The following is a 17,287-nucleotide window of genomic DNA, read 5'->3' on the forward strand; positions in this document are numbered from 1 at the left end:
GTGAGCGACACCGCGGCGAACACACCGACACGCCGAGGTGACCACGGAGATCCGAGAAACTACGCTGATGTTCGTGACCCGCGCCGACCCTGCCCCCAGCGCCGAGACCGCCGCCGATTCCGGGTTCCGGCGGCGGCTGCTGGACGCCATGGCCGACGCGGTCCGCGAACGCGGCTACCGAGACGCCACCGTCGCCGATGTGGTGCGTATCGCGCGGACCTCGCGGCGGACCTTCTACGAGCACTTCGCCGACAAGCAGGACTGCTTCGTGGCCCTGCTGACCGAGCGCAACAACGACACCGTGCAGCAGATCTACGCGGCCGTGGATCCGACCGCGCCCTGGGACGCCCAGATCCATCAGGCCATCGTGGCGTGGATTCGGGCATCGCGGGAGGACACCTGCATCACGCTGGCGTGGATCCGGGACACCCCGGCACTGGGGGAGCGGGCGCGGCAACTGCATCGGGACGCGGCGGAGGCGTTCATCACGCTTATCCAGGACCTCACCGCCACACCGGTATTCCAGGGGGCGGGCCTGCATCCGCCGACACGGCAGATGGCGACCATCCTCTACGGCGGGTTCCGGGAGCTCATCGCCTCCACCGTGGAGGACGGGCGCGATGTCAACGAAATCGTCGATGTGGCAGTCGAAACCGCGCTGGCGCTGGTCGGGCCACGGTATCAAGGCTAGCGGTCGGCCTTCCTGGGGGTGGCGCGGATGTGGGCGCGCTCGCCCTGTTTGCCGAAGAGGCTGAGGAATTCGACCGGCTCGTCATCCGCCGCGCCGAACCAGTGCGGCTCGCGGGTGTCGAATTCGGCGGCCTCGCCCGGCAGCAGTATGAGGTCGTGCGAGCCGAGGATCATCCGCAGGCGGCCGTTGAGGACATAGAGCCACTCGTAGCCCTCATGGGTTTGCGGATTGGGTTCGGTGCGACCGGATTTCGGGCCCAGCACGATTTTGTACGCCTGGATGCCGCCGACGCGGCGGGTCAACGGCAGCATCCGCATGCCGTTACGGGTGATAGGACGCATGTGGACGCGCGGGTCGCCCGTGAGCGGGGCGTTCACCAGCTCGTCGAGGGTGACATTGTGGGCGCGGGCCAGGGGGAGCAGCTGCTCCAGCGTGGGGCGGCGGGCGCCGGACTCCAGTCGGGACAGCGTGCTCACCGAGATGCCGGTCTCGGCGGACAGCTCCGCCAGTGTGGTCTGTCGTTGTCTGCGCAGCTCCCGCAGCCGTAGGCCCACCCCTTCCAGGGCTCGGTCGATATCCTCGGTCATGGTTCGATTTTGCCACATCGGCAATGAAGGTTGCCAATATGCCTGACGCTTCCGCATGGTCGTGGGCAGGAGGTGGTCATCAATGACCGATCAGCTGAACAGCAGCTATGACGTGGTGGTTGTCGGCGGCGGCGCGGCCGGACTGAACGGGGCGCTCATGCTCGCCCGGGCGCGGCGCTCGGTGGTCGTGATCGACGCGGGCAGCCCGCGCAATGCGCCCGCGGACGGGGTGCACGGGTTGTTCGCCCGGGAAGGGGTGCCGCCGGCGGAGTTGCTGGCCCGCGGGCGGGACGAGGTGCGTGGATATGGCGGGCAGGTGGTTTCGGGTGCGGTGACCGGAATCGTCAGGGACGGTGCGGACTTCGCGGTGTCGCTGGCGGACGGGCGGTCGGTGCGCACCCGTCGGCTGCTGGTGGCCTCCGGTCTCGTCGACGAGCTGCCCGATATCCCCGGCCTGCGGGAGCGCTGGGGTCACGATGTCATCCACTGCCCGTACTGCCACGGCTGGGAAGTCCGCGATCGGCCGATCGGTGTTCTCGGCGTGGGGCCCATGGGAATTCACCTCGCACTGCTGTTTCGACAGTGGAGTGATGACGTCGTGTACTTCGCCCATGCCAATACGCCGCCGACCGAGGAGGAGTCGGAGCAGCTGGCGGCCAGGGGAATTCGGGTCGTCTCGGGTGAGATCGCGGCGGTGGAGCTGTCGGACGACCACATCACCGGCGTCCGGCTCGCCGATGGCCTCGTCGTCGCCCGCGAGATCCTGGCCGCGCCGAGCCGCATGGTGGCCCGCGCGGCCTTCCTCGCCGACCTCGGCCTGACCCCGACCGCCCATCCCACCGGCGCAGGCGAATACATCCCCGCCGACGCCACCGGCCGCACCGAAATCCCCGGCGTCTGGGCGGCGGGCAATGTCACCGATATCTCGGCCCAGGTGGGCAATTCCGCGGCGGCTGGGGCCATGGCCGGCGCTCACATCAACGCCGACCTGGTGAACGAGGAAACCCGCAGGGCTGTCGAGGCCCATCGCGCCCTCGCGAATGCCTGACCGCCCTACTCGGTGAAGATCGCCGGGAGCGCACCGAACCGCGGCGCGGCTGCCAGAGGCTCGACGGTCTGCTCGGTGAGGTCCCGGTGATCTGCGTCCGATTCCCAGTCGTAGCACCCTGGATCACCGGCGCCGACAAGACCTGCGAGTCCAACTCGAATGGCACTGCCTCCCGAGATTCGCGGCAGTGAACCGATCGGACACGTCGGCCCCCGCCCTCTTGAATCCCTCCCGGCGGACACAGCGCGCTACGCGCGCGGTAATCCCTGCTCGGCGGTAACGAGTTCGGACAAAGGCGGGATATGTTCTGTGCCGGATCGGTTCGTCGAACCTGGTGGTCGGCAGGGGAACAGCGGGGACTACGGGAGGGAATTGATCATGAATCGGGTAATCGTGGGCTTGGCGTTCGCGGGAGCGGTTGTCATCGGAGCTACCGGATGCTCATCCGGCAATGGCTCGGGCAGCTCGGCCGCGACCACGCCGGCCGCCTCGGACTCGACCACCCTCGGCACACCGGGCGGCTCGGCGAATTCGTCTGCGCCAATGGCTGTTCCCCCTTCATCCGATGCCGGCGCGGGCGGCAACCCGACTCCTGTCAGCGGATCCCCCGCAGCCACCACCACGAGCCCCATCGACACCCAGATCGCCGAATGCGCCAACGGCCAGATCGCCGTCACCGTTTCGCCCATCGCTTCGATCCGCACCCACGGCGGCGTTCAGCTCGAATTCACCAGCGTGGGCGGTGTCTCCTGCCGAATGATCGGCTACCCCGGCGTGGACCTCCTCACCATGTACGGCCGACCCGTCCACGCCTCCCGCACCGTCCGCGGCTTCATGGGCGGTCAACCCGACACTTTCCCCGACCCTCTCCCCGTCATAGTCAAACCCGGCCACCCCGCCCACGCCATCCTCGAAGGGTCCTCCCTTCAAGATGACGGCCGCCCCTGTCAATCCGCCAAATCCATCCTCGTAACCCCACCCGACCTGACCGAAACCCACACCCTCGAAGCGACCACCTACCTCTGCGACATCCAAATCCACCCCGTCGGCCCGTAGCGGGCGTCGGCAGCCAGACTACTGCGGCACACAGCAGTCGCTACCAGTCGATCCCCAGCGGCTTCTACCATCAGGCTGTGAGGTGCTGGGAACTACTTCGGACAGCGGCCCAAGTAGGATTTGGGTAACCGAGCGGAGCTGAAGGAGCGCCGGGTACATCCGATCCCGCCAACGGGCCTTTCCCGCTCGGATGCCGTATCCCCGTGCGTGCCAACGCCGCTCGTCACACGCGAACATCGAGAACGACGGACGTCCGGTCCGCTCACCGACGGACTGATGATCTCGCCGCCTCGGGGCGGATATGACGAACGCGGAGCCGGACAACACCGCTATCGTGGATCGGTGACCCGTCTTGGATTCCGCACCCTGCAGGTGTTGTCCGCCGTCGCGCTGTGCGTCGTGGCCGTCGGCTGTACCGAGAGCCCGCACACCGTGCCCGCGTCCGAGAAGCCGCGCCCCCTGCAGGTCGGTTCACTCGACGCGCTGGGGACCACCTCGGAGGCGACCACCCCGGCAGCGCCGCAGAGCACCACGGCCACGCCATCGCCGGCCCCCGCCGTCCAGCCCGCGCTGACCGAGGACGACGCGCGCTATGCGGTCCGCCGCTACCTGTCCCGCTGGATCGGCCAGCCGCTCCGAACCGATGACACCGAGGGCAAGTACCCGCTCGTCTGCTCGGGCTCGATCCTCTCCAACAACCCTGGAAGGCTCACCGGCACAACGGCCTTCGATGCCGACAAGATGACCGCCCGCCGGACCGGCGACGCGGGCGCGGAGGTGACCGTCCCGGTGACGAATTCCTCCTCGGTCACCGCCGTGCTCACATTCAGCCTGCGCGCCGCCGCCTCGGGCTACTGCATCTGGGACATCGCGAGCTGACCCATCGGTCGCCCCGAGCGTTGCAGGAATTCCCGAGCCAGTTCCCGATACTGTTCGGCGCCACGGGATTTGGGCGCCCACGTGGTGAGGGGTTCCCCGGCGATGGTGGAGTCCGGGAACCGCACCGTTCGTGAGATCACCGTGTCGTAGAGCTGCTCCCCGAAGGTCTCGGCCACCCGGTCCCGCACCTGACGCGAGTGCAGCAGCCGCGGGTCGAACATGGTGACCACGATGCCCGCCAGCTCGAGTCCCGGGTTGAGCCGATCGCGCACCTTCTCCATGGTGTCGTTGAGCAGCGCCAGCCCGCGCAGCGAGAAGAACTCGCATTCCATGGGAATGATCACCCCGTCCGCGCAGGCGAGGGCGTTGACGGTGAGCAGGCTCAGCGACGGCTGGCAGTCGATGAGAATGTAGTCGTAGCGGTCCCGGATCGGATCGAGCACCCGCCGCAGCGAATGCTCCCGGCCGACCTCGTTGACCAACTGGATCTCCGCGGCCGACAGATCGATATTGCTGGGCAACAGGTGCAGGTTCTGGACACTGGTCTTCATCAGGACGTCGTCGATCGGCGGCGCCGACCGGCCCAGCAGGTCGTACACCGTCAGCTCCAGATCGTGATGCGCGACCCCCAACGCCGCCGACAGCGCGCCCTGCGGATCGAGATCCACCAGCAGCACTCGCAGCCCGCACTCGGCAAGCGCGGCACCCAGATTGACCGTCGAGGTGGTCTTCCCGACGCCGCCCTTCTGATTGCACAGCGCAATCACCTGGGCCTCGTCTCCGGTCGCCCCGGCCTCCCCAATAGCTGTGTTTGCCGACATTTCGCCAGCCTAACCCGTCACGTGGCAAATCGGCCGGATCCTCTCCGGAGTCCTTTCTCAGGTCGCACATCGCGACTGTCCGCCAGTGATTTTCGCTGGGTGAGAAGTGAACCAGCATGTCGGACAGGCGTCGATCTCGGATCATGCTGGTCGTTAGCCCAATAGCGGTGCGGCACTGACGGGGCGGTCTGCCGCATCGAATCCGAACGAACCGGACATATCTCACTGTGTGTTCACGGCGCTACCACGATGTCCGCTTGCGCATCGTCCTCGGGGCGGTGGTGAAGGCGGATGTGGGAGGGCTGTCGGGGTCCGAGTACGCCCTGAGCTGGACGTGGGTGTTGATAGCAATCGCCCGCCTTCGCGCAGGAGAGGACGTCGAGGAATCCGGAGGAGCGCATGAAGATCCTGCTGTCGGATGGCGGCCTGGTCTGAGCCGATCCCGCCGACATCCTGGCGCGGGTGGTCACCGGGCCCTGTCGGGCGGAACCGATCGCTGAATCCGCGGTGACGCAAAAGTGGACGAAACATGACATACTTCGCCCACCCTTTGCTCGGAAAGCGACTGCCCATGCCCGAAGACCCCGAACTCGCCCAGGCTCGAGTCCTCACCAGAGAACTTCAGAGCCACGCCGACATGTTGACCCGTGAGCTGCAATACATCTCGCGCCCCGAAGCCCAGACCCGCGCGCAAGCCGACCTCGCCGCCGTCCGGCGCCAACTCGACCGCCTGCACGACCGCTTTCCCGGAGTCGCCGACGCGCCCGACACCCTCGCCAGCTGACCACTGATTCGGCGCACTCACGATCGGATCGGGCGCGTCAGTTTCGGAGCCCGGCGCCCACTCGCTGAAGTAACGCCTGCAGCGTCTTGCGCTCGGCGGCGGACAGTTCCGCGAAGGATTCCGCCAGGACGCTGTCGGCGATCTCGTTTCCGGCGGCGAGCGTGCGCCGCCCTGCGGCGGTCAGCCGGTGCTCGATGAGGCGGCCACGGCCGGGTGTGCGTTCGATCAGCCCCCGTGCGGCCAGGCGGTTGGCCAGCGTCCCGAAAGCCTGCTCGCTCTGAAACGTCTCCTCCGCCAAGGCTCGTGCCGACGACCCCGGTTCGCGGTCGATGGCGCGCAGCGCATCCCATTGCGCCAGGGTGGTCCCGGCCGCACCGAGTCTGGTGTCCAGCGCGCGGTGGTGGCGATGCTGCGCTTGTTTGATGGCTCGGCCCAGAGCCTGCAAATCACCTGCCATGGACACAGGCTATCAGGGTGACTAAGCTTGTTTATATCAACATGTTTAGTCATTGGATGGGGAAATAGCGTGAGCGAATCAGATGCCGGCTCTGACATTCTCGTACTGCACGGTGGCGCGGGACCGGGCAGCGTGGCCACCATTGCCACGCATCTGTCCGAGTCCGCCCATGTCCTGGTCCCGACCCATCCGGGTTGGGACGGCACCCCGCGCCCGGCCGAAGTGAACTCCATCCCCGACCTCGCCCGAAGCTACCTGCGGATATTGGCGGAACGGGACCTGCGCGAGGTGGTCGTCATCGGATCCTCCATCGGCGGCTGGATCGCCGCCGAGATGGCGGTGCGCGACACCGGGAATCGTCTCGCGGGGCTGATTCTCATCGACGCCGTCGGCATTCGGGTCGACGACGCGCCGATCCGCGACATCTTCGCGCTGACCCCGGAGCAGGTCGCCCGATACTCCTGGCACGACCCGGAACGGGCGCCGCGCAGTGCTCCCGAACCGACTCCCGCGCAAGCGGCTGCGCGCCGGGCGAATATGGCCGCCCTGCGCTACTACGCGGGTGACCCGTACATGCACAACCCGAACCTGGCGGCCCGGCTCCCCGAGGTGTCGGCACCGACCCTGCTGCTCTGGGGCGAAAGTGACGGCATCGCCACGCCCGCGTACGGCGCCGCCTACGCCGCGGCGTTCGGCGATGCCCGCCTCGAAATCATTTCCGAGGCAGGACATCTCCCGCATATGGAACAGCCGGAGGCGACGTTCGCCCACCTCGACGCTCACCTGAGTGCGCTACGAAAGGCGTCCTGACTCCCGAAAGTGGTGTGTCCGTGTGGCTTTCGACACCGGAAGGTCGAACGAACTGCAACCCGTCACCTCGGGTTGCCGCACATGCGGGGACTTCTGGGAGCGGCGCATGAACTACCTCGAGCGGGACCTCGGAATTCACCTTCTGTCGATGCGCAGCCCCTGTCCGCGGCCGATCCCGGCCTGACGCTGCTGCGGTCTGTCGATCAATTCGGCAAGCAAGCGGCGATCCCGGCGCGGCTGGTGAAGCCGAGCTCGCGCAGGATGCGGCCGAGGTGATCCTCGACCCGCGCGGTGGCTCGGAGTGAGCCGAGCCGCGATTTCCTCGTCGGCCGGGCCCGAAGTCGCCGACTCGGCGACCTCCCGCTCACCCGGGCCGAACCTCTGACCACCTGCTGCCCGAAGAAGGTCTGACCCCCGGTAGATTTTCCCGACGCACTGTCGGTAACATTCCGACGGTGCGTCGGTAAAAGAGCCCGGCGCAGGACAAGGGAGTTCGGATGTTCCTGGCGGTGCGCGAACTATGGTTCGCGCGAGCGCGATTCGGGTTGATGGCCGCGGTCGTCGCCCTGATCGCGGTGCTTATCGTGATGCTGGCGGGTCTGTCGTCGGGCCTGGTCGACGACGGTGTCTCGGGGCTGAAGGCCATGCCCGTGGACGCCTTCGCCTTCGCGCCGAAGACGCAGACCGAATCAGCCTTCACGCGCAGCACGGTCGACGACGGCCAGCTCGCGGCCTGGCGTGGACGCGGTGATGTGGCAGATGCGGCGCTGTTCGGAAACGCGCTGGTCAATGCGAAAACCGGCGACGGGGTACCGATCGATCTCGCACTGTTCGGAGTCGAGCCGGGCTCGTTCCTGGCTCCGAACCCGGCGCAGGGATCTGGGCTCGGGTCAGCGGACGGCATCGTCGTCAGCCGGACCGCCCTCGACAAGGGTGTGCGCATCGGCGACGTGGTGACCATCGACCGGATCGGGACCACCCTGCGGGTGGTCGGCGCCACCGCCGAGCAGCGGACCTTCGGGCACGTGAACGTCGCCTATGTGCCGCTAAGGCTCTGGCAGGAGATTCACGCCGGACTGCGGCCCGGCGACGCCGCGCGGCCGGAGATCTATCACGAAGCCAACGCGGTGGCGCTGCGCGCGCGGGCGGGCGGCATCGACCTGGCGGCAGGCGATGCCGCCGCGGGCACGCACGCCATGACGCTGTCCGGCTCGTTCGACGCCTCGCCCGGCTATACGGCCGAAATGTCGACCATGATGCTCATCCAGGTCTTCCTCTACGCCATCTCGGCGCTGGTGGTCGGTGCCTTCTTCATGGTCTGGACGGTGCAGCGCACCCACGAGCTGGCGGTGCTGCGGGCGCTGGGCGTCTCCACCGGATATCTGTTGCGCGACAGCCTGAGCCAGGCCGCGATCGTGCTCGTCGCCGCGACCGCGGTCGGGGTCGGCGTAGGAGTGGCGGGCAGCCGCTTCGTCGGCGGCATGCCGTTCTCGCTCGAACCCGGCGCGGTCGGGCTCGGCGCGGTGCTGCTGATCGTCATGGGAATGTTGGGCGCGGTGCTCACCACGCTGCGCGTCACGCGGGTGGACCCGCTCGAGGCATTGGGGGCGCAGCGATGAGCGTCGAATCGATTGTTCGTCAGGGCATCTCGCTCGAGGAGGTCTCACTGACCTTCGGTAGTGGCGACAATGCCGTGGTAGCCCTGGACCGGGTCGATCTGTCCGTAGCGCCGGGCGAGCTGCTGGCCGTCGTGGGTCCGTCCGGGTCCGGCAAGTCCACGCTGCTCGCCGTCGCGGGTGGCCTGGCCCGGCCCGACACCGGACGGGTGAGGGTGCACGGCACCGAGATCAGCACGCTGTCCGGGCGGCAGCTGGCGCGATTCCGTCGCACACACATCGGTTTCGTGTTCCAGACCGGGAACCTGATCCCCGCGCTGACCGCCCGCGACCAGGTGCGCTTGCTCGACCGCACCGGTGGTCGGAAGCGCGGCGCCGCAAGGGATCCGGGTGAACTGCTCGCCGCCGTGGGCATGGAGGCCAAGGCGGGTCGGCGGCCGCACGAGCTGTCGGGCGGGGAGCGTCAGCGGGTCGGCATCGCCCGCGCGCTGGCCACCGATCCGTCGCTGCTGCTGGTGGACGAGCCGACCGCGGCGCTGGATCGCGCGCGCAGCCACGAGGTGATCGAACTGCTGGCCCGGCAGACGCGGGAGCGGAAGGTGGCCACCATCATGGTCACCCACGACCACGACATCCTGGGCCACTGTGATCGGGTGCTCACCCTGGTGGATGGGAGACTGAGCGAATAACCCCGCCAACGAGGAGACCAGGTGCCGAGGATCCAAGCCGCCACACTCGCTGAACATCGCGAGGCGCAACGCCGCGCTCTGCTCGATGCCGCGCGCGCCATCCTCGTCGCGGACCCGGCGCGCCCGCCCACGCTCACCGAGGTGGCGGCGCGCGCCGGACTCGCCCGCCCCAGCATCTATCAGTACTTCTCTTCGCGCGACCAGCTCCTTGCCGAGCTACTGGCCGATACCTTCCCGCAGTGGGCGCGGCGGGTGTCGGAGCGGATGGCGGCCGCGTCCGACCCGGTGGAGCAGGTCCTCGAATACGTCCGCACCAACCTCGAATTGGTCGCGAGCGGCGAACATGCCATGGCTCGCGTCCTCACCACGATCATCGACGACGACATCGCCGCCTACAGCCGTGAACTGCACGACGAACTCCACACCCCACTGATCGACGCGCTCGAGACGGCCGGCGCGCCCGACCCGGTCGCCACCGCCGGTCTGATCGACGGCATCGTGTATGCGGCATCGCGCATGCTCGAGAGCGGTCAGAATGCGGACCGAACCGTCGCGGCCGCAACGGAATTGGTCGGCCCCTATCTGGCGGCCCTGTCGCCGGGCGCGGACGGCTCGCGCTGAATCTCGGGAAAGGCCGATGAGGCCGCGCGGGCGGGAGCGCGGCCTCACCGGAGTGCGAACGGCTGCAAGGGGTTCAGCCTTCGCACGATCAGGGGTGATCAGTGACCCTGCGCGAGGTGAGTGAGCAGGATCAGGCCGCCGATCAACGTCAATCCGGTCAGCAGGACGAGGACGCCGTAGGGCAGCCGGGGAATCCGGAAGGTCGAGAATTGCTGGGGCCTGGTCATTTCGCCTCCACGGGAATGGTCTCGGTGACGTGGTGGGATGCCGCGCCCCAGCCGACGTGGGCTTCGGCGCGCATGCGCTCGACCATGTGCGGATAGTGGAGTTCGAACGCGGGACGCTCGGAGCGGATGCGCGGCAGCTCGTAGAAGTTGTGCCGCGGCGGCGGGCAGGAGGTCGCCCACTCGAGCGAGTTGCCGTAGCCCCACGGATCGTCGACGGTCACGACCTCGCCGTAGCGGTAGGACTTGAAGACGTTCCACAGGAACGGCAGCATCGACGCGCCCAGGAGGAAGGAGCCGACGGTGGAGACCTGGTTGAGCAGGGTGAAGCCGTCCGAGGGGAGATAGTCGGCGTAGCGGCGCGGCATGCCCATATTGCCGAGCCAGTGCTGGGCCAGGAAGGTGAGATGGAAGCCGAGGAAGGTGGTCCAGAAGTGCCACTTCGCGAGGCGTTCGTCGAGCATTCGGCCGGTGATCTTGGGGAACCAGAAGTAGATGCCGGCGAAAGTGGCGAACACGACGGTGCCGAACAGCGTGTAGTGGAAGTGCGCGACCACGAAATACGTGTCGGACAAATGGAAGTCCAGCGGCGGCGAGGCCAGGATGACGCCGGACAGGCCGCCGAACAGGAACGTCACCAGGAATCCCAGGGAGAACAGCATCGGGCTCTCGAAGGTGAGCTGTCCCTTCCACAGTGTGCCGATCCAGTTGAAGAACTTCACGCCGGTCGGGACCGCGATGAGGAAGGTCATGAAGGAGAAGTACGGCAGCAGCACGGCACCCGTGGCGTACATGTGGTGCGCCCAGACCGCGATCGACAGCGCGGCGATGCCCAGCGTCGCGTACACCATGCCGGTGTAGCCGAAGATCGGCTTGCGCGAGAACACCGGGAAGATCTCGGACACGATGCCGAAGAACGGCAGCGCGATCACGTACACCTCAGGATGCCCGAAGTACCAGAACAGGTGCTGGAACAGCATGGTTCCGCCGCTCGCCGGATCGTAGATGTGCCCGCCCAGGTGCCGGTCGTAGAACAGCGCCAGCGCGGCGGCGGTCAGCAGCGGGAACACCAGCAGCACAAGGAAACTCGCGACCACCACGTTCCAGGTGAAGATGGGCAGCCGGAACATGGTCATGCCCGGGCAGCGCAGGCACACCACGGTGGTGAGCATATTGACGGCGCCCAGAATCGTCCCCAGGCCCGAGACGCCCACGCCCAGGATCCACAGATCCGCGCCGACACCGGGGGAGTGGATGATGTCCGAGAGCGGCACGTACGCGGTCCAGCCGAAATCGGCCGCGCCGCCCGGGGTGATGAAGCCGGCGGTCGCCATGGTCGCGCCGAACAGATAGAACCAGTAGCTCAAAGCGTTCAGCCGCGGAAACGCGACATCGGGCGCGCCGATCTGCAAGGGCAGCAGGATATTCGCGAAGCCGAAGATGATGGCCGTCGCGTAGAAGAGCAGCATGATGGTGCCGTGCATGGTGAACAGCTGGTTGAACTGTTCCGGTGACAGGAATTGCATGCCGGGATGCGCGAGCTCCGCCCGCATGATCAGCGCCATCAGGCCCGCGATCATGAAGAAGGCCATCGAGGTCACCAGATACATCTGGCCCAGCACTTTGGGGTCGGTCGTGGTCACCATCTTGTAGAGGAACGACCCCTTGGGTGCGCGCCGCACCGGATGGGGTCGCGTGATCTCGGGTACCAGTGGAGATTTCGGGGATAGGGCGGTCACCCTGCGGACCGTAGTGAGCCGCGGGGTAGCTGGTGAATCCCCGTGGGACGGGTCGGTGACCTTCGTCGAGCGATCGAGGACCTTGGACCGTACTGCCGGTGACCTTCGAACCGAGATCGTAACCAATCCGGGCCGGTGGATGGTGACCGCCGTCACGAGGCGCAGGTTCTCGGCGATCTCGTGTTCCCCGGCCTCGTTGGCTCGTGAGGTATCGACCTCGAACTCGAAGCGCCGCACCGATTTCGGGTCGACCTCGGCGACATGCACGCAGAGCTGCCGGTACCAGCGATGCGGCTGAGGCATCGGGCCGTCCTCGTCGCAGTGCCGGCTCCCCCAACGGAGCCGGCACTGACACACGGAGTCGGGCTATCCGACGGCCCGGAACGATGATTCCCGCTTGGGCGGAACGCCGTCGAGCGTCAGTGTCGAGCCGCAGCACACGCGCCGACTCAGCTGCCGCTCAGCGATCCGCTCCACCAGTAGTGGAATGAATTCCCGCACCCGGTGCCCATCGAAATCCCGATGAATACCGCGAACCACCTCCCCGACAACACGCGCCGTCAATTCGGGAAACCGATCCGCCAACCGCGCGACAAGCTCGCTCAACTGCTGCTCTTCGTCGGATTCCGTCATGCTCTGAGCTCGCCTCCATCACCAACGTAAGTCGCCGACACCCTGCCGCCCCCAGTGGACGCCGACCAAAGTGGACAACGGCCCGGAACCCTTCGGCTCCGGACCGTGCACCATGAGTGTTACGTCAACGAACGCCGTTTTCTTCCCCCGGGTCACTTTCTGGCACGCCTTGTCGCGCGCTGGGCACACAATGTCCTGGCTGAAAAATGCAAATGAAAGTACATCTGCAACAACGCCATTCGCACATGTTCGGACTCAATATGGGTACAGCCATTCGGCGCCCTAATGCGCGGGGTTTCCGCCGTCCAGTGCATCCGGGTGCCGCGGTCGTCGTCGCCGCAGGGCGCGATCGATATGTCCTGAGCGGGCGGCTGGTTCGGAGTCACGAGGGCGCTGCCGATGGCGACGATGGCAACCAGAACGTGCATGGTGAGAAGAGTTTTCGTCACAGCGCCGCCGCCATGGATCCGGCATCGATTCTCACGAATGTTATCGCCGCGCTGATGATTTCGAACGGGATGACGGTATCGGCCGGATCGCATCCGTGCACAAGATCGAAGTGAGCGAGCATTGAGGTCTCTCGGATCGGTGGTATGGACGAACCGAAGGGTAGGGAGTGCGGCGGGGCCCCATCTCGACAGCGATTTGACCCTCGGCGACATGGCCGCCCGGGCCGGAATGAGCGAACGCACCTTCAGCCGTCGCTTCCGCGACCAACTGGGCACCACCCCGATCCAATGGCTTCTGCGCACCCGCATTCGCCGCGCACAACATCTGCTGGAAACACCGACCACCCCATCGATCGCATAGCCGCCCTGTCGGGCTTCGGTTCACCGACCGCCTTCCGCGACCGCTTCAAGCGCGTGGCCGGCGTTCCCCCGCACACCTACCGCTCCGCCTTCCATTCCCGCTAGTTGTTCAGGCCTTGCCGTCCGCCGGCGCTTCCGGCGTTTCCACGTCGTATCGGCGGACATACGCCGACAGGAATGCTTGGGCGGTAGCCGTCACCGGAATCGCCAGCAGCGCGCCGGTCGCCCCGAACAGTGCCGCGCCCGCGAGCACCGCGCCGAAGGCAACCGCGGGATGCATGTCGAGGGTTGTCGCGGTGACGCGTGGTTGCAGCACGTAGTTCTCGAACTGCTGATAGACGACGATGAATCCGAGGATCCACAGCGCGGTCCGCGGATTCTGCGCCAGGGCCACCGTCACCGGCAGTGCGCCCGCCAGATACGTGCCGACCGTCGGTATGAACTGCGAAACCACGCCCACCCACAACGCGAGCGCGAACGCCGACGGAATTCCCAATACCCGCATGGCCGCGTAATGCGCCAGGGCCGAGAAGAACGCAAGCAGCGCACGCGAATACAGATAGCCTCCCGTCTTCTCGACCGCGATGTCCCAGGCGCGCAGCACATGTTGCTGGCGTCGCGGCGGCAGCAGGGAACACACCGCGTTGCGGAAGCGCGGCCCGTCGGCGGCGAAGTAGTAGGTGAACAGCAGAACGCCCAGGCCCTGGAACAGCACGCCCAGCGCCGTGGTGCCGATACCCCACACATCACCGGCCAGGTTCAGTGCCCACGATTGCAGCGATGAACTCAGGTCCGAGCTGCGATCGGTGAGATCGGTGACCGAGACATCGGTGTGGAACGTGGAATTGACCCAGGTGACCAGGCTCTGTGTATACCTCGGCAGGTTCTCGATCAAGGTGCTCACCTGACCGACCACCAATCCGCCCATGGCCCATACGAATCCGACCAGCACTCCGGTGACCGCGACGAACACCGTCAGCGTCGCCGCCCCGCGCTTCCACCCCCGCGCCGCCAGCCAGTTCACCGCGGGCTCTATGGCGAAGGCCAGGAACAACGACACCACCAGTACCGTCAGCAAACCGTGTAGGCGCATCAACGCCCAGAAGGTGACCACGATCCCGGCGACCGTGGCCGCCGCCAACAGATAAGCCCGCGGCAGCCAGGCCGGGATCACGGCCGCGGCCAACCTGTCCGGCCTGATCTGGTCGTTGTCGTCGGGGGTGTCGTCAGCAGCGATCTTCTCGTCGGGCACTCAGCAAACGTAGCGGCGGCCGGACCGGGTTCAGAAGCCGCGCAGGCGCGTGTCGCCGCAGCAGAGCGAATCGATACAGCGCCTCGGGGGCGACCAGTTCTCCTGTGAGCGTGACTGTTTCGGCGGTGATATGCGGCTCGGAGGAGCGCCTTTGTCCATGCGCGGGATCGAGGATCTGCTCGCGGGCGCGCTTTTCGAATCCATGAAACGGTGCGGCCCAACGGCAACTCGGGCTGGGAGGGGCCGCACCATTACGGGCCTTGGTTGCGAAAAGTTGCAATAGAGAAATTCTGCAGAATATAGGGTCTTTGGGCCCTACATTCGACTCCGCGACGTCAGGCACAGTGAGCGCCGATGTGTCCTTCGGCGTGTCGAAAACGTGGAGGTGGTGGGATGCTGCGGGCATCCGAGGCGTGGACGTCGGCGACGTTTCCCGATGTCGTTGTGTTCGCGGGCGGCCGGGTGCCGATGCTCGAGGGTGAGCGGTTCGCCGGCGCGGTCGGCCGCCAGTTGCAGCGGCTCCATGTCACCGGCGGCGCACGAATCCGGATCACCGGCCCGAACTGCGATGTCGGTCCATTCCTCGTGCAGGTGAACCTGCGGCTCGATGAAACGTCCGCGCGAATCCAGACGCTGACCCACGGCCGGGGCGACGCTCTGCCGGTCGTCGTACGGCTGGACCACCACATCACGGCATTGCGGACCCGGTGGCAACCACGTCCATGGCCGGATCCGGCCCGCCTACCGCTGGATGCCCGGGCATCGGGAAAGGTCGCGCGGCGCAAATCCGTTCCACTGATGACCGTCTCGCCACTGAGAGCCGCGACAGTAATGGACGCGATGGACTATGACGTGCACATATTCACCGATGTCGATACCGGCGAGGACGCCATCGTCTACCGAGCCGGGCCGTCCGGCATGTGCCTGGCCCGTCAGCGTAGCGTCCATCCGCCGCGGTCGGACGCCAACGGGTCGGGACCGTTCAGCGTCAACGCCCGCCCAGCGCCCGCCCTCACCGAAGCTCGAGCGGTGCAACAGGTCTGCGAGCGCGGACTGCCGTTCCTGTTCTACACCGATCCCGACACCGGTCGCGGCAACCTGCTGTACCGCCGCTACGACGCGGACCTCGGCCTCATCACTCCCGGACCCGGCGACACCGAAGCCGAAGCTCCATAGTCGGCGCTGTTCACCGAGCCCCGGTCGTCGCGCGCCCTTCGCCGACACTGTCGGGTGCGCGGCTTCGCATCACCATCCCATCTCCTTGTTCCCGGAATAGAAAGGCGGCCAATCCCATTGGCGCGTGATCTGCCGCGGTTGGAGATTCTCACCGAACTCGAATCCATCGCCGCGACCGGTTGAACCGGTCCGAAATGCCGACCTTCCGTCGTCACGGCGTACTCATGGCCGAACATGGCATCTACGACCTGCGCCGGCACCTCGAGGAAGTCCTCCAGCCGGTGACGCGGCAATGCCGAGATCGCGGATCGTCGTGATATCCGGGCGAGGCGACGCGCGTCCCAGTGCGGGGTAGGCGCAGGGTGCGCGCAGTAGCCACGGCGTGCGATCGGTCGAATCCGGTGATGTATCAAACTGTCGCACAGGTGGATTCGCTCATACGCGGACGGCCCGCGCCCTACCATCAGGATGGCCGGACCGGTGTGGGCACGCTCGGCGCGGGCGTCACACCGGTGATGCCGTGTCCCCGGCCTCGGAAGGTAGTCGGTGATGGACGAATTGGAACGCCGTGTCCGCCAAGCACTCCTCGACGCACGGCAAGCGCTGGCGCTCGGCGAGATCGGGACTCTCGGGAGCCGACTCGCCCAACTGCATTCCGAGGTGGAGAACGCCCACTACACGGACGACGAACGGCGGCGACTGCTCGAACTGTGCGATGCGGGGCTGAAAAGGGTCGCGTGGGCGATGAACGGCGCTCGGCACCGGCCTGCGGATAGCACTGGCGGAAGCCCGGGTCCGACGGAAGCCGGACCCGGGCCGAGGTGACGTCGGACCCGGGTCGCGGAGACTTTCTCCGATTCGGTAACGGTGTGGTTGACCCGGGCCGACGTGGGTCTCGCGGTTGCCGCACTCGCACGATATTTGGAATCACTGCAGCGGGAACACCCCGGCCGTGAAATCGATGACGGATGGCCTGTCGATCGAAGACGAAGGTCCTCGGGTGGCGATGAGCTCGGACTCGGGGCCGGCTCAGTGATGTCGCGATGACCCCTCTGAGGACGATAGGCGCACTGCGGCAGCATATTCGGGCTCGGTTCGCACGGTCGAAGGAGTGTGGCTCGGTCGCGGCCGTCCGACCGGAGCACCAACCGCACGCGGACCTCTCCCAGATATGGGCCGGCGAGGTCCGGGCGCATCAACGGAAATGGCGGGGTCCCAGTCGAATCGGCTGGGACCCCGCCTCATGGTTTGCGGAACGGCAGTGTCAGCCCTTGGCTGCTTTGAGCAGGTCCTCGATCTTCGTGTATTTCACGCGGGGGCGGCCGGTGGGTTTGCCCGCGGTCTTCTCGGCGTTGTCGATGGCCTTCCAGCCGTCGCGGCCGATCTGGTCGGGCT

18 protein-coding genes and 2 pseudogenes are annotated in these 17,287 nt (G+C 66.8%); 13 read left to right on the forward strand and 7 right to left on the reverse strand.

The window, feature by feature from the left end; genetic code table 11:
- Window positions 1–67: 67 nt before the first annotated feature.
- On the forward strand, window positions 68–691 hold the full coding sequence (locus GLP40_RS31620; protein WP_154791676.1) for a TetR/AcrR family transcriptional regulator: 624 nt from the start codon (window positions 68–70) through the stop codon (window positions 689–691).
- Here GLP40_RS31620 and GLP40_RS31625 read toward each other — a convergent pair.
- Window positions 688–1,278: a helix-turn-helix domain-containing protein gene (locus GLP40_RS31625; protein WP_154791677.1), complete on the reverse strand. Its 591-nt coding sequence runs from the start codon at window positions 1,276–1,278 to the stop codon at window positions 688–690. The two genes, GLP40_RS31620 and GLP40_RS31625, sit on opposite strands and share 4 nt — an antisense overlap.
- A gap of 82 nt (window positions 1,279–1,360) precedes the next feature.
- Here GLP40_RS31625 and GLP40_RS31630 point away from each other — a divergent pair, with 82 nt between their 5' ends.
- The 3 genes from GLP40_RS31630 (at window position 1,361) to GLP40_RS31640 (ending at window position 4,261) form a co-directional block, all read left to right on the forward strand.
- Window positions 1,361–2,326, forward strand: a complete 966-nt coding sequence (locus GLP40_RS31630; protein ID WP_154791678.1) for an NAD(P)/FAD-dependent oxidoreductase — start codon at window positions 1,361–1,363, stop codon at window positions 2,324–2,326.
- Window positions 2,327–2,704: 378 nt separating this feature from the next.
- Window positions 2,705–3,382 (forward strand): DUF4232 domain-containing protein, encoded by a 678-nt coding sequence (locus tag GLP40_RS31635; protein WP_230330126.1) that lies wholly within the window; start codon window positions 2,705–2,707, stop codon window positions 3,380–3,382.
- Between the two features lie 342 nt (window positions 3,383–3,724).
- The gene (locus GLP40_RS31640) at window positions 3,725–4,261 is read left to right on the forward strand and encodes a hypothetical protein (RefSeq protein ID WP_154791679.1); all 537 of its coding nucleotides are present in this window, start codon (window positions 3,725–3,727) and stop codon (window positions 4,259–4,261) included.
- On the opposite strand, the gene GLP40_RS31645 is transcribed toward GLP40_RS31640, so the two are convergent.
- Window positions 4,234–5,082 carry a ParA family protein gene (locus GLP40_RS31645; RefSeq protein WP_154791680.1) on the reverse strand — a complete coding sequence of 283 codons (849 nt, stop codon included), beginning with the start codon at window positions 5,080–5,082 and terminating at the stop codon, window positions 4,234–4,236. The two genes, GLP40_RS31640 and GLP40_RS31645, sit on opposite strands and share 28 nt — an antisense overlap.
- Window positions 5,083–5,611: 529 nt before the next feature.
- On the opposite strand from GLP40_RS31645, the gene GLP40_RS31650 reads away from it, so the two are divergent.
- Window positions 5,612–5,866, forward strand: a complete 255-nt coding sequence (locus GLP40_RS31650) for a hypothetical protein (protein ID WP_154791681.1) — start codon at window positions 5,612–5,614, stop codon at window positions 5,864–5,866.
- Between the two features lie 37 nt (window positions 5,867–5,903).
- Here GLP40_RS31650 and GLP40_RS31655 read toward each other — a convergent pair whose 3' ends face one another.
- The gene (locus tag GLP40_RS31655) at window positions 5,904–6,323 is read right to left on the reverse strand and encodes a MarR family winged helix-turn-helix transcriptional regulator (protein WP_154791682.1); all 420 of its coding nucleotides are present in this window, start codon (window positions 6,321–6,323) and stop codon (window positions 5,904–5,906) included.
- A gap of 69 nt (window positions 6,324–6,392) precedes the next feature.
- On the opposite strand from GLP40_RS31655, the gene GLP40_RS31660 reads away from it, so the two are divergent.
- The 4 genes from GLP40_RS31660 to GLP40_RS31675 all read left to right on the forward strand — a co-directional run bounded on the left by GLP40_RS31660 (window position 6,393) and on the right by GLP40_RS31675 (window position 10,059).
- Window positions 6,393–7,133 (forward strand): alpha/beta fold hydrolase, encoded by a 741-nt coding sequence (locus GLP40_RS31660; protein ID WP_328290887.1) that lies wholly within the window; start codon window positions 6,393–6,395, stop codon window positions 7,131–7,133.
- A 497-nt stretch (window positions 7,134–7,630) separates the two neighbouring features.
- The gene (locus GLP40_RS31665; RefSeq protein WP_154791684.1) at window positions 7,631–8,752 is read left to right on the forward strand and encodes an ABC transporter permease; all 1,122 of its coding nucleotides are present in this window, start codon (window positions 7,631–7,633) and stop codon (window positions 8,750–8,752) included.
- Window positions 8,749–9,438 carry an ABC transporter ATP-binding protein gene (locus GLP40_RS31670; RefSeq protein ID WP_154791685.1) on the forward strand — a complete coding sequence of 230 codons (690 nt, stop codon included), beginning with the start codon at window positions 8,749–8,751 and terminating at the stop codon, window positions 9,436–9,438. Before GLP40_RS31665 ends, GLP40_RS31670 begins: the two co-directional genes overlap by 4 nt.
- Before the next feature lie 21 nt (window positions 9,439–9,459).
- On the forward strand, window positions 9,460–10,059 hold the full coding sequence (locus tag GLP40_RS31675; protein WP_328290888.1) for a TetR/AcrR family transcriptional regulator: 600 nt from the start codon (window positions 9,460–9,462) through the stop codon (window positions 10,057–10,059).
- A 98-nt stretch (window positions 10,060–10,157) separates the two neighbouring features.
- Here the strand turns inward: GLP40_RS31675 and GLP40_RS34650 are convergent, their stop codons facing one another.
- The 3 genes from GLP40_RS34650 to GLP40_RS31685 form a co-directional block, all read right to left on the reverse strand.
- On the reverse strand, window positions 10,158–10,286 hold the full coding sequence (locus GLP40_RS34650) for a hypothetical protein (protein WP_268867205.1): 129 nt from the start codon (window positions 10,284–10,286) through the stop codon (window positions 10,158–10,160).
- Complete coding sequence (gene ctaD, locus GLP40_RS31680) at window positions 10,283–12,325, reverse strand: aa3-type cytochrome oxidase subunit I (RefSeq protein ID WP_230330127.1); 2,043 nt, start codon at window positions 12,323–12,325, stop codon at window positions 10,283–10,285. Before ctaD ends, GLP40_RS34650 begins: the two co-directional genes overlap by 4 nt.
- Window positions 12,326–12,388: 63 nt before the next feature.
- Entirely contained in the window at window positions 12,389–12,655 is a 267-nt protein-coding gene (locus GLP40_RS31685; protein WP_154791686.1) for a three-helix bundle dimerization domain-containing protein, read from the reverse strand.
- 212 nt (window positions 12,656–12,867) lie between these two features.
- On the opposite strand from GLP40_RS31685, the gene GLP40_RS31690 reads away from it, so the two are divergent.
- On the forward strand, window positions 12,868–13,218 hold the full coding sequence (locus GLP40_RS31690; protein ID WP_196054869.1) for a hypothetical protein: 351 nt from the start codon (window positions 12,868–12,870) through the stop codon (window positions 13,216–13,218).
- Window positions 13,219–13,333: 115 nt separating this feature from the next.
- A pseudogene (locus GLP40_RS34970) lies at window positions 13,334–13,569 on the forward strand (helix-turn-helix domain-containing protein).
- A gap of 4 nt (window positions 13,570–13,573) precedes the next feature.
- Here GLP40_RS34970 and GLP40_RS31700 read toward each other — a convergent pair.
- Complete coding sequence (locus GLP40_RS31700; protein WP_328290889.1) at window positions 13,574–14,716, reverse strand: AI-2E family transporter; 1,143 nt, start codon at window positions 14,714–14,716, stop codon at window positions 13,574–13,576.
- 393 nt (window positions 14,717–15,109) lie between these two features.
- Between GLP40_RS31700 and GLP40_RS31705 the strand changes: the two genes are divergently transcribed.
- On the forward strand, window positions 15,110–15,892 hold the full coding sequence (locus GLP40_RS31705) for a sigma 54 modulation/S30EA ribosomal C-terminal domain-containing protein (RefSeq protein WP_154791688.1): 783 nt from the start codon (window positions 15,110–15,112) through the stop codon (window positions 15,890–15,892).
- Window positions 15,893–16,086: 194 nt separating this feature from the next.
- Window positions 16,087–16,185 (forward strand): annotated as a pseudogene (locus GLP40_RS34270) (acyl-ACP desaturase); the annotation flags it as partial.
- Window positions 16,186–17,287: the final 1,102 nt, after the last annotated feature.

It is taken from the genome of Nocardia aurantiaca (assembly GCF_009708175.1).
In the GTDB taxonomy this organism is placed as follows: domain Bacteria; phylum Actinomycetota; class Actinomycetes; order Mycobacteriales; family Mycobacteriaceae; genus Nocardia; species Nocardia aurantiaca.

Excerpts from the sequence above, each read along its gene's own strand:
- GLP40_RS31620 (WP_154791676.1), top strand. The coding sequence starts at position 68 with ATGTTCGTGACCCGCGCCGACCCTGCCCCCAGCGCCGAGACCGCCGCC.
- GLP40_RS31625 (WP_154791677.1), bottom strand. The coding sequence starts at position 1,278 with ATGACCGAGGATATCGACCGAGCCCTGGAAGGGGTGGGCCTACGGCTG.
- GLP40_RS31630 (WP_154791678.1), top strand. The coding sequence starts at position 1,361 with ATGACCGATCAGCTGAACAGCAGCTATGACGTGGTGGTTGTCGGCGGC.
- GLP40_RS31635 (WP_230330126.1), top strand. The coding sequence starts at position 2,705 with ATGAATCGGGTAATCGTGGGCTTGGCGTTCGCGGGAGCGGTTGTCATC.
- GLP40_RS31645 (WP_154791680.1), bottom strand. The coding sequence starts at position 5,082 with ATGTCGGCAAACACAGCTATTGGGGAGGCCGGGGCGACCGGAGACGAG.
- GLP40_RS31650 (WP_154791681.1), top strand. The coding sequence starts at position 5,612 with ATGACATACTTCGCCCACCCTTTGCTCGGAAAGCGACTGCCCATGCCC.
- GLP40_RS31655 (WP_154791682.1), bottom strand. The coding sequence starts at position 6,323 with ATGGCAGGTGATTTGCAGGCTCTGGGCCGAGCCATCAAACAAGCGCAG.
- GLP40_RS31665 (WP_154791684.1), top strand. The coding sequence starts at position 7,631 with ATGTTCCTGGCGGTGCGCGAACTATGGTTCGCGCGAGCGCGATTCGGG.
- GLP40_RS31670 (WP_154791685.1), top strand. The coding sequence starts at position 8,749 with ATGAGCGTCGAATCGATTGTTCGTCAGGGCATCTCGCTCGAGGAGGTC.
- GLP40_RS34650 (WP_268867205.1), bottom strand. The coding sequence starts at position 10,286 with ATGACCAGGCCCCAGCAATTCTCGACCTTCCGGATTCCCCGGCTGCCC.
- ctaD (WP_230330127.1), bottom strand. The coding sequence starts at position 12,325 with ATGCCTCAGCCGCATCGCTGGTACCGGCAGCTCTGCGTGCATGTCGCC.
- GLP40_RS31685 (WP_154791686.1), bottom strand. The coding sequence starts at position 12,655 with ATGACGGAATCCGACGAAGAGCAGCAGTTGAGCGAGCTTGTCGCGCGG.
- GLP40_RS31690 (WP_196054869.1), top strand. The coding sequence starts at position 12,868 with ATGAAAGTACATCTGCAACAACGCCATTCGCACATGTTCGGACTCAAT.
- GLP40_RS31705 (WP_154791688.1), top strand. The coding sequence starts at position 15,110 with ATGCTGCGGGCATCCGAGGCGTGGACGTCGGCGACGTTTCCCGATGTC.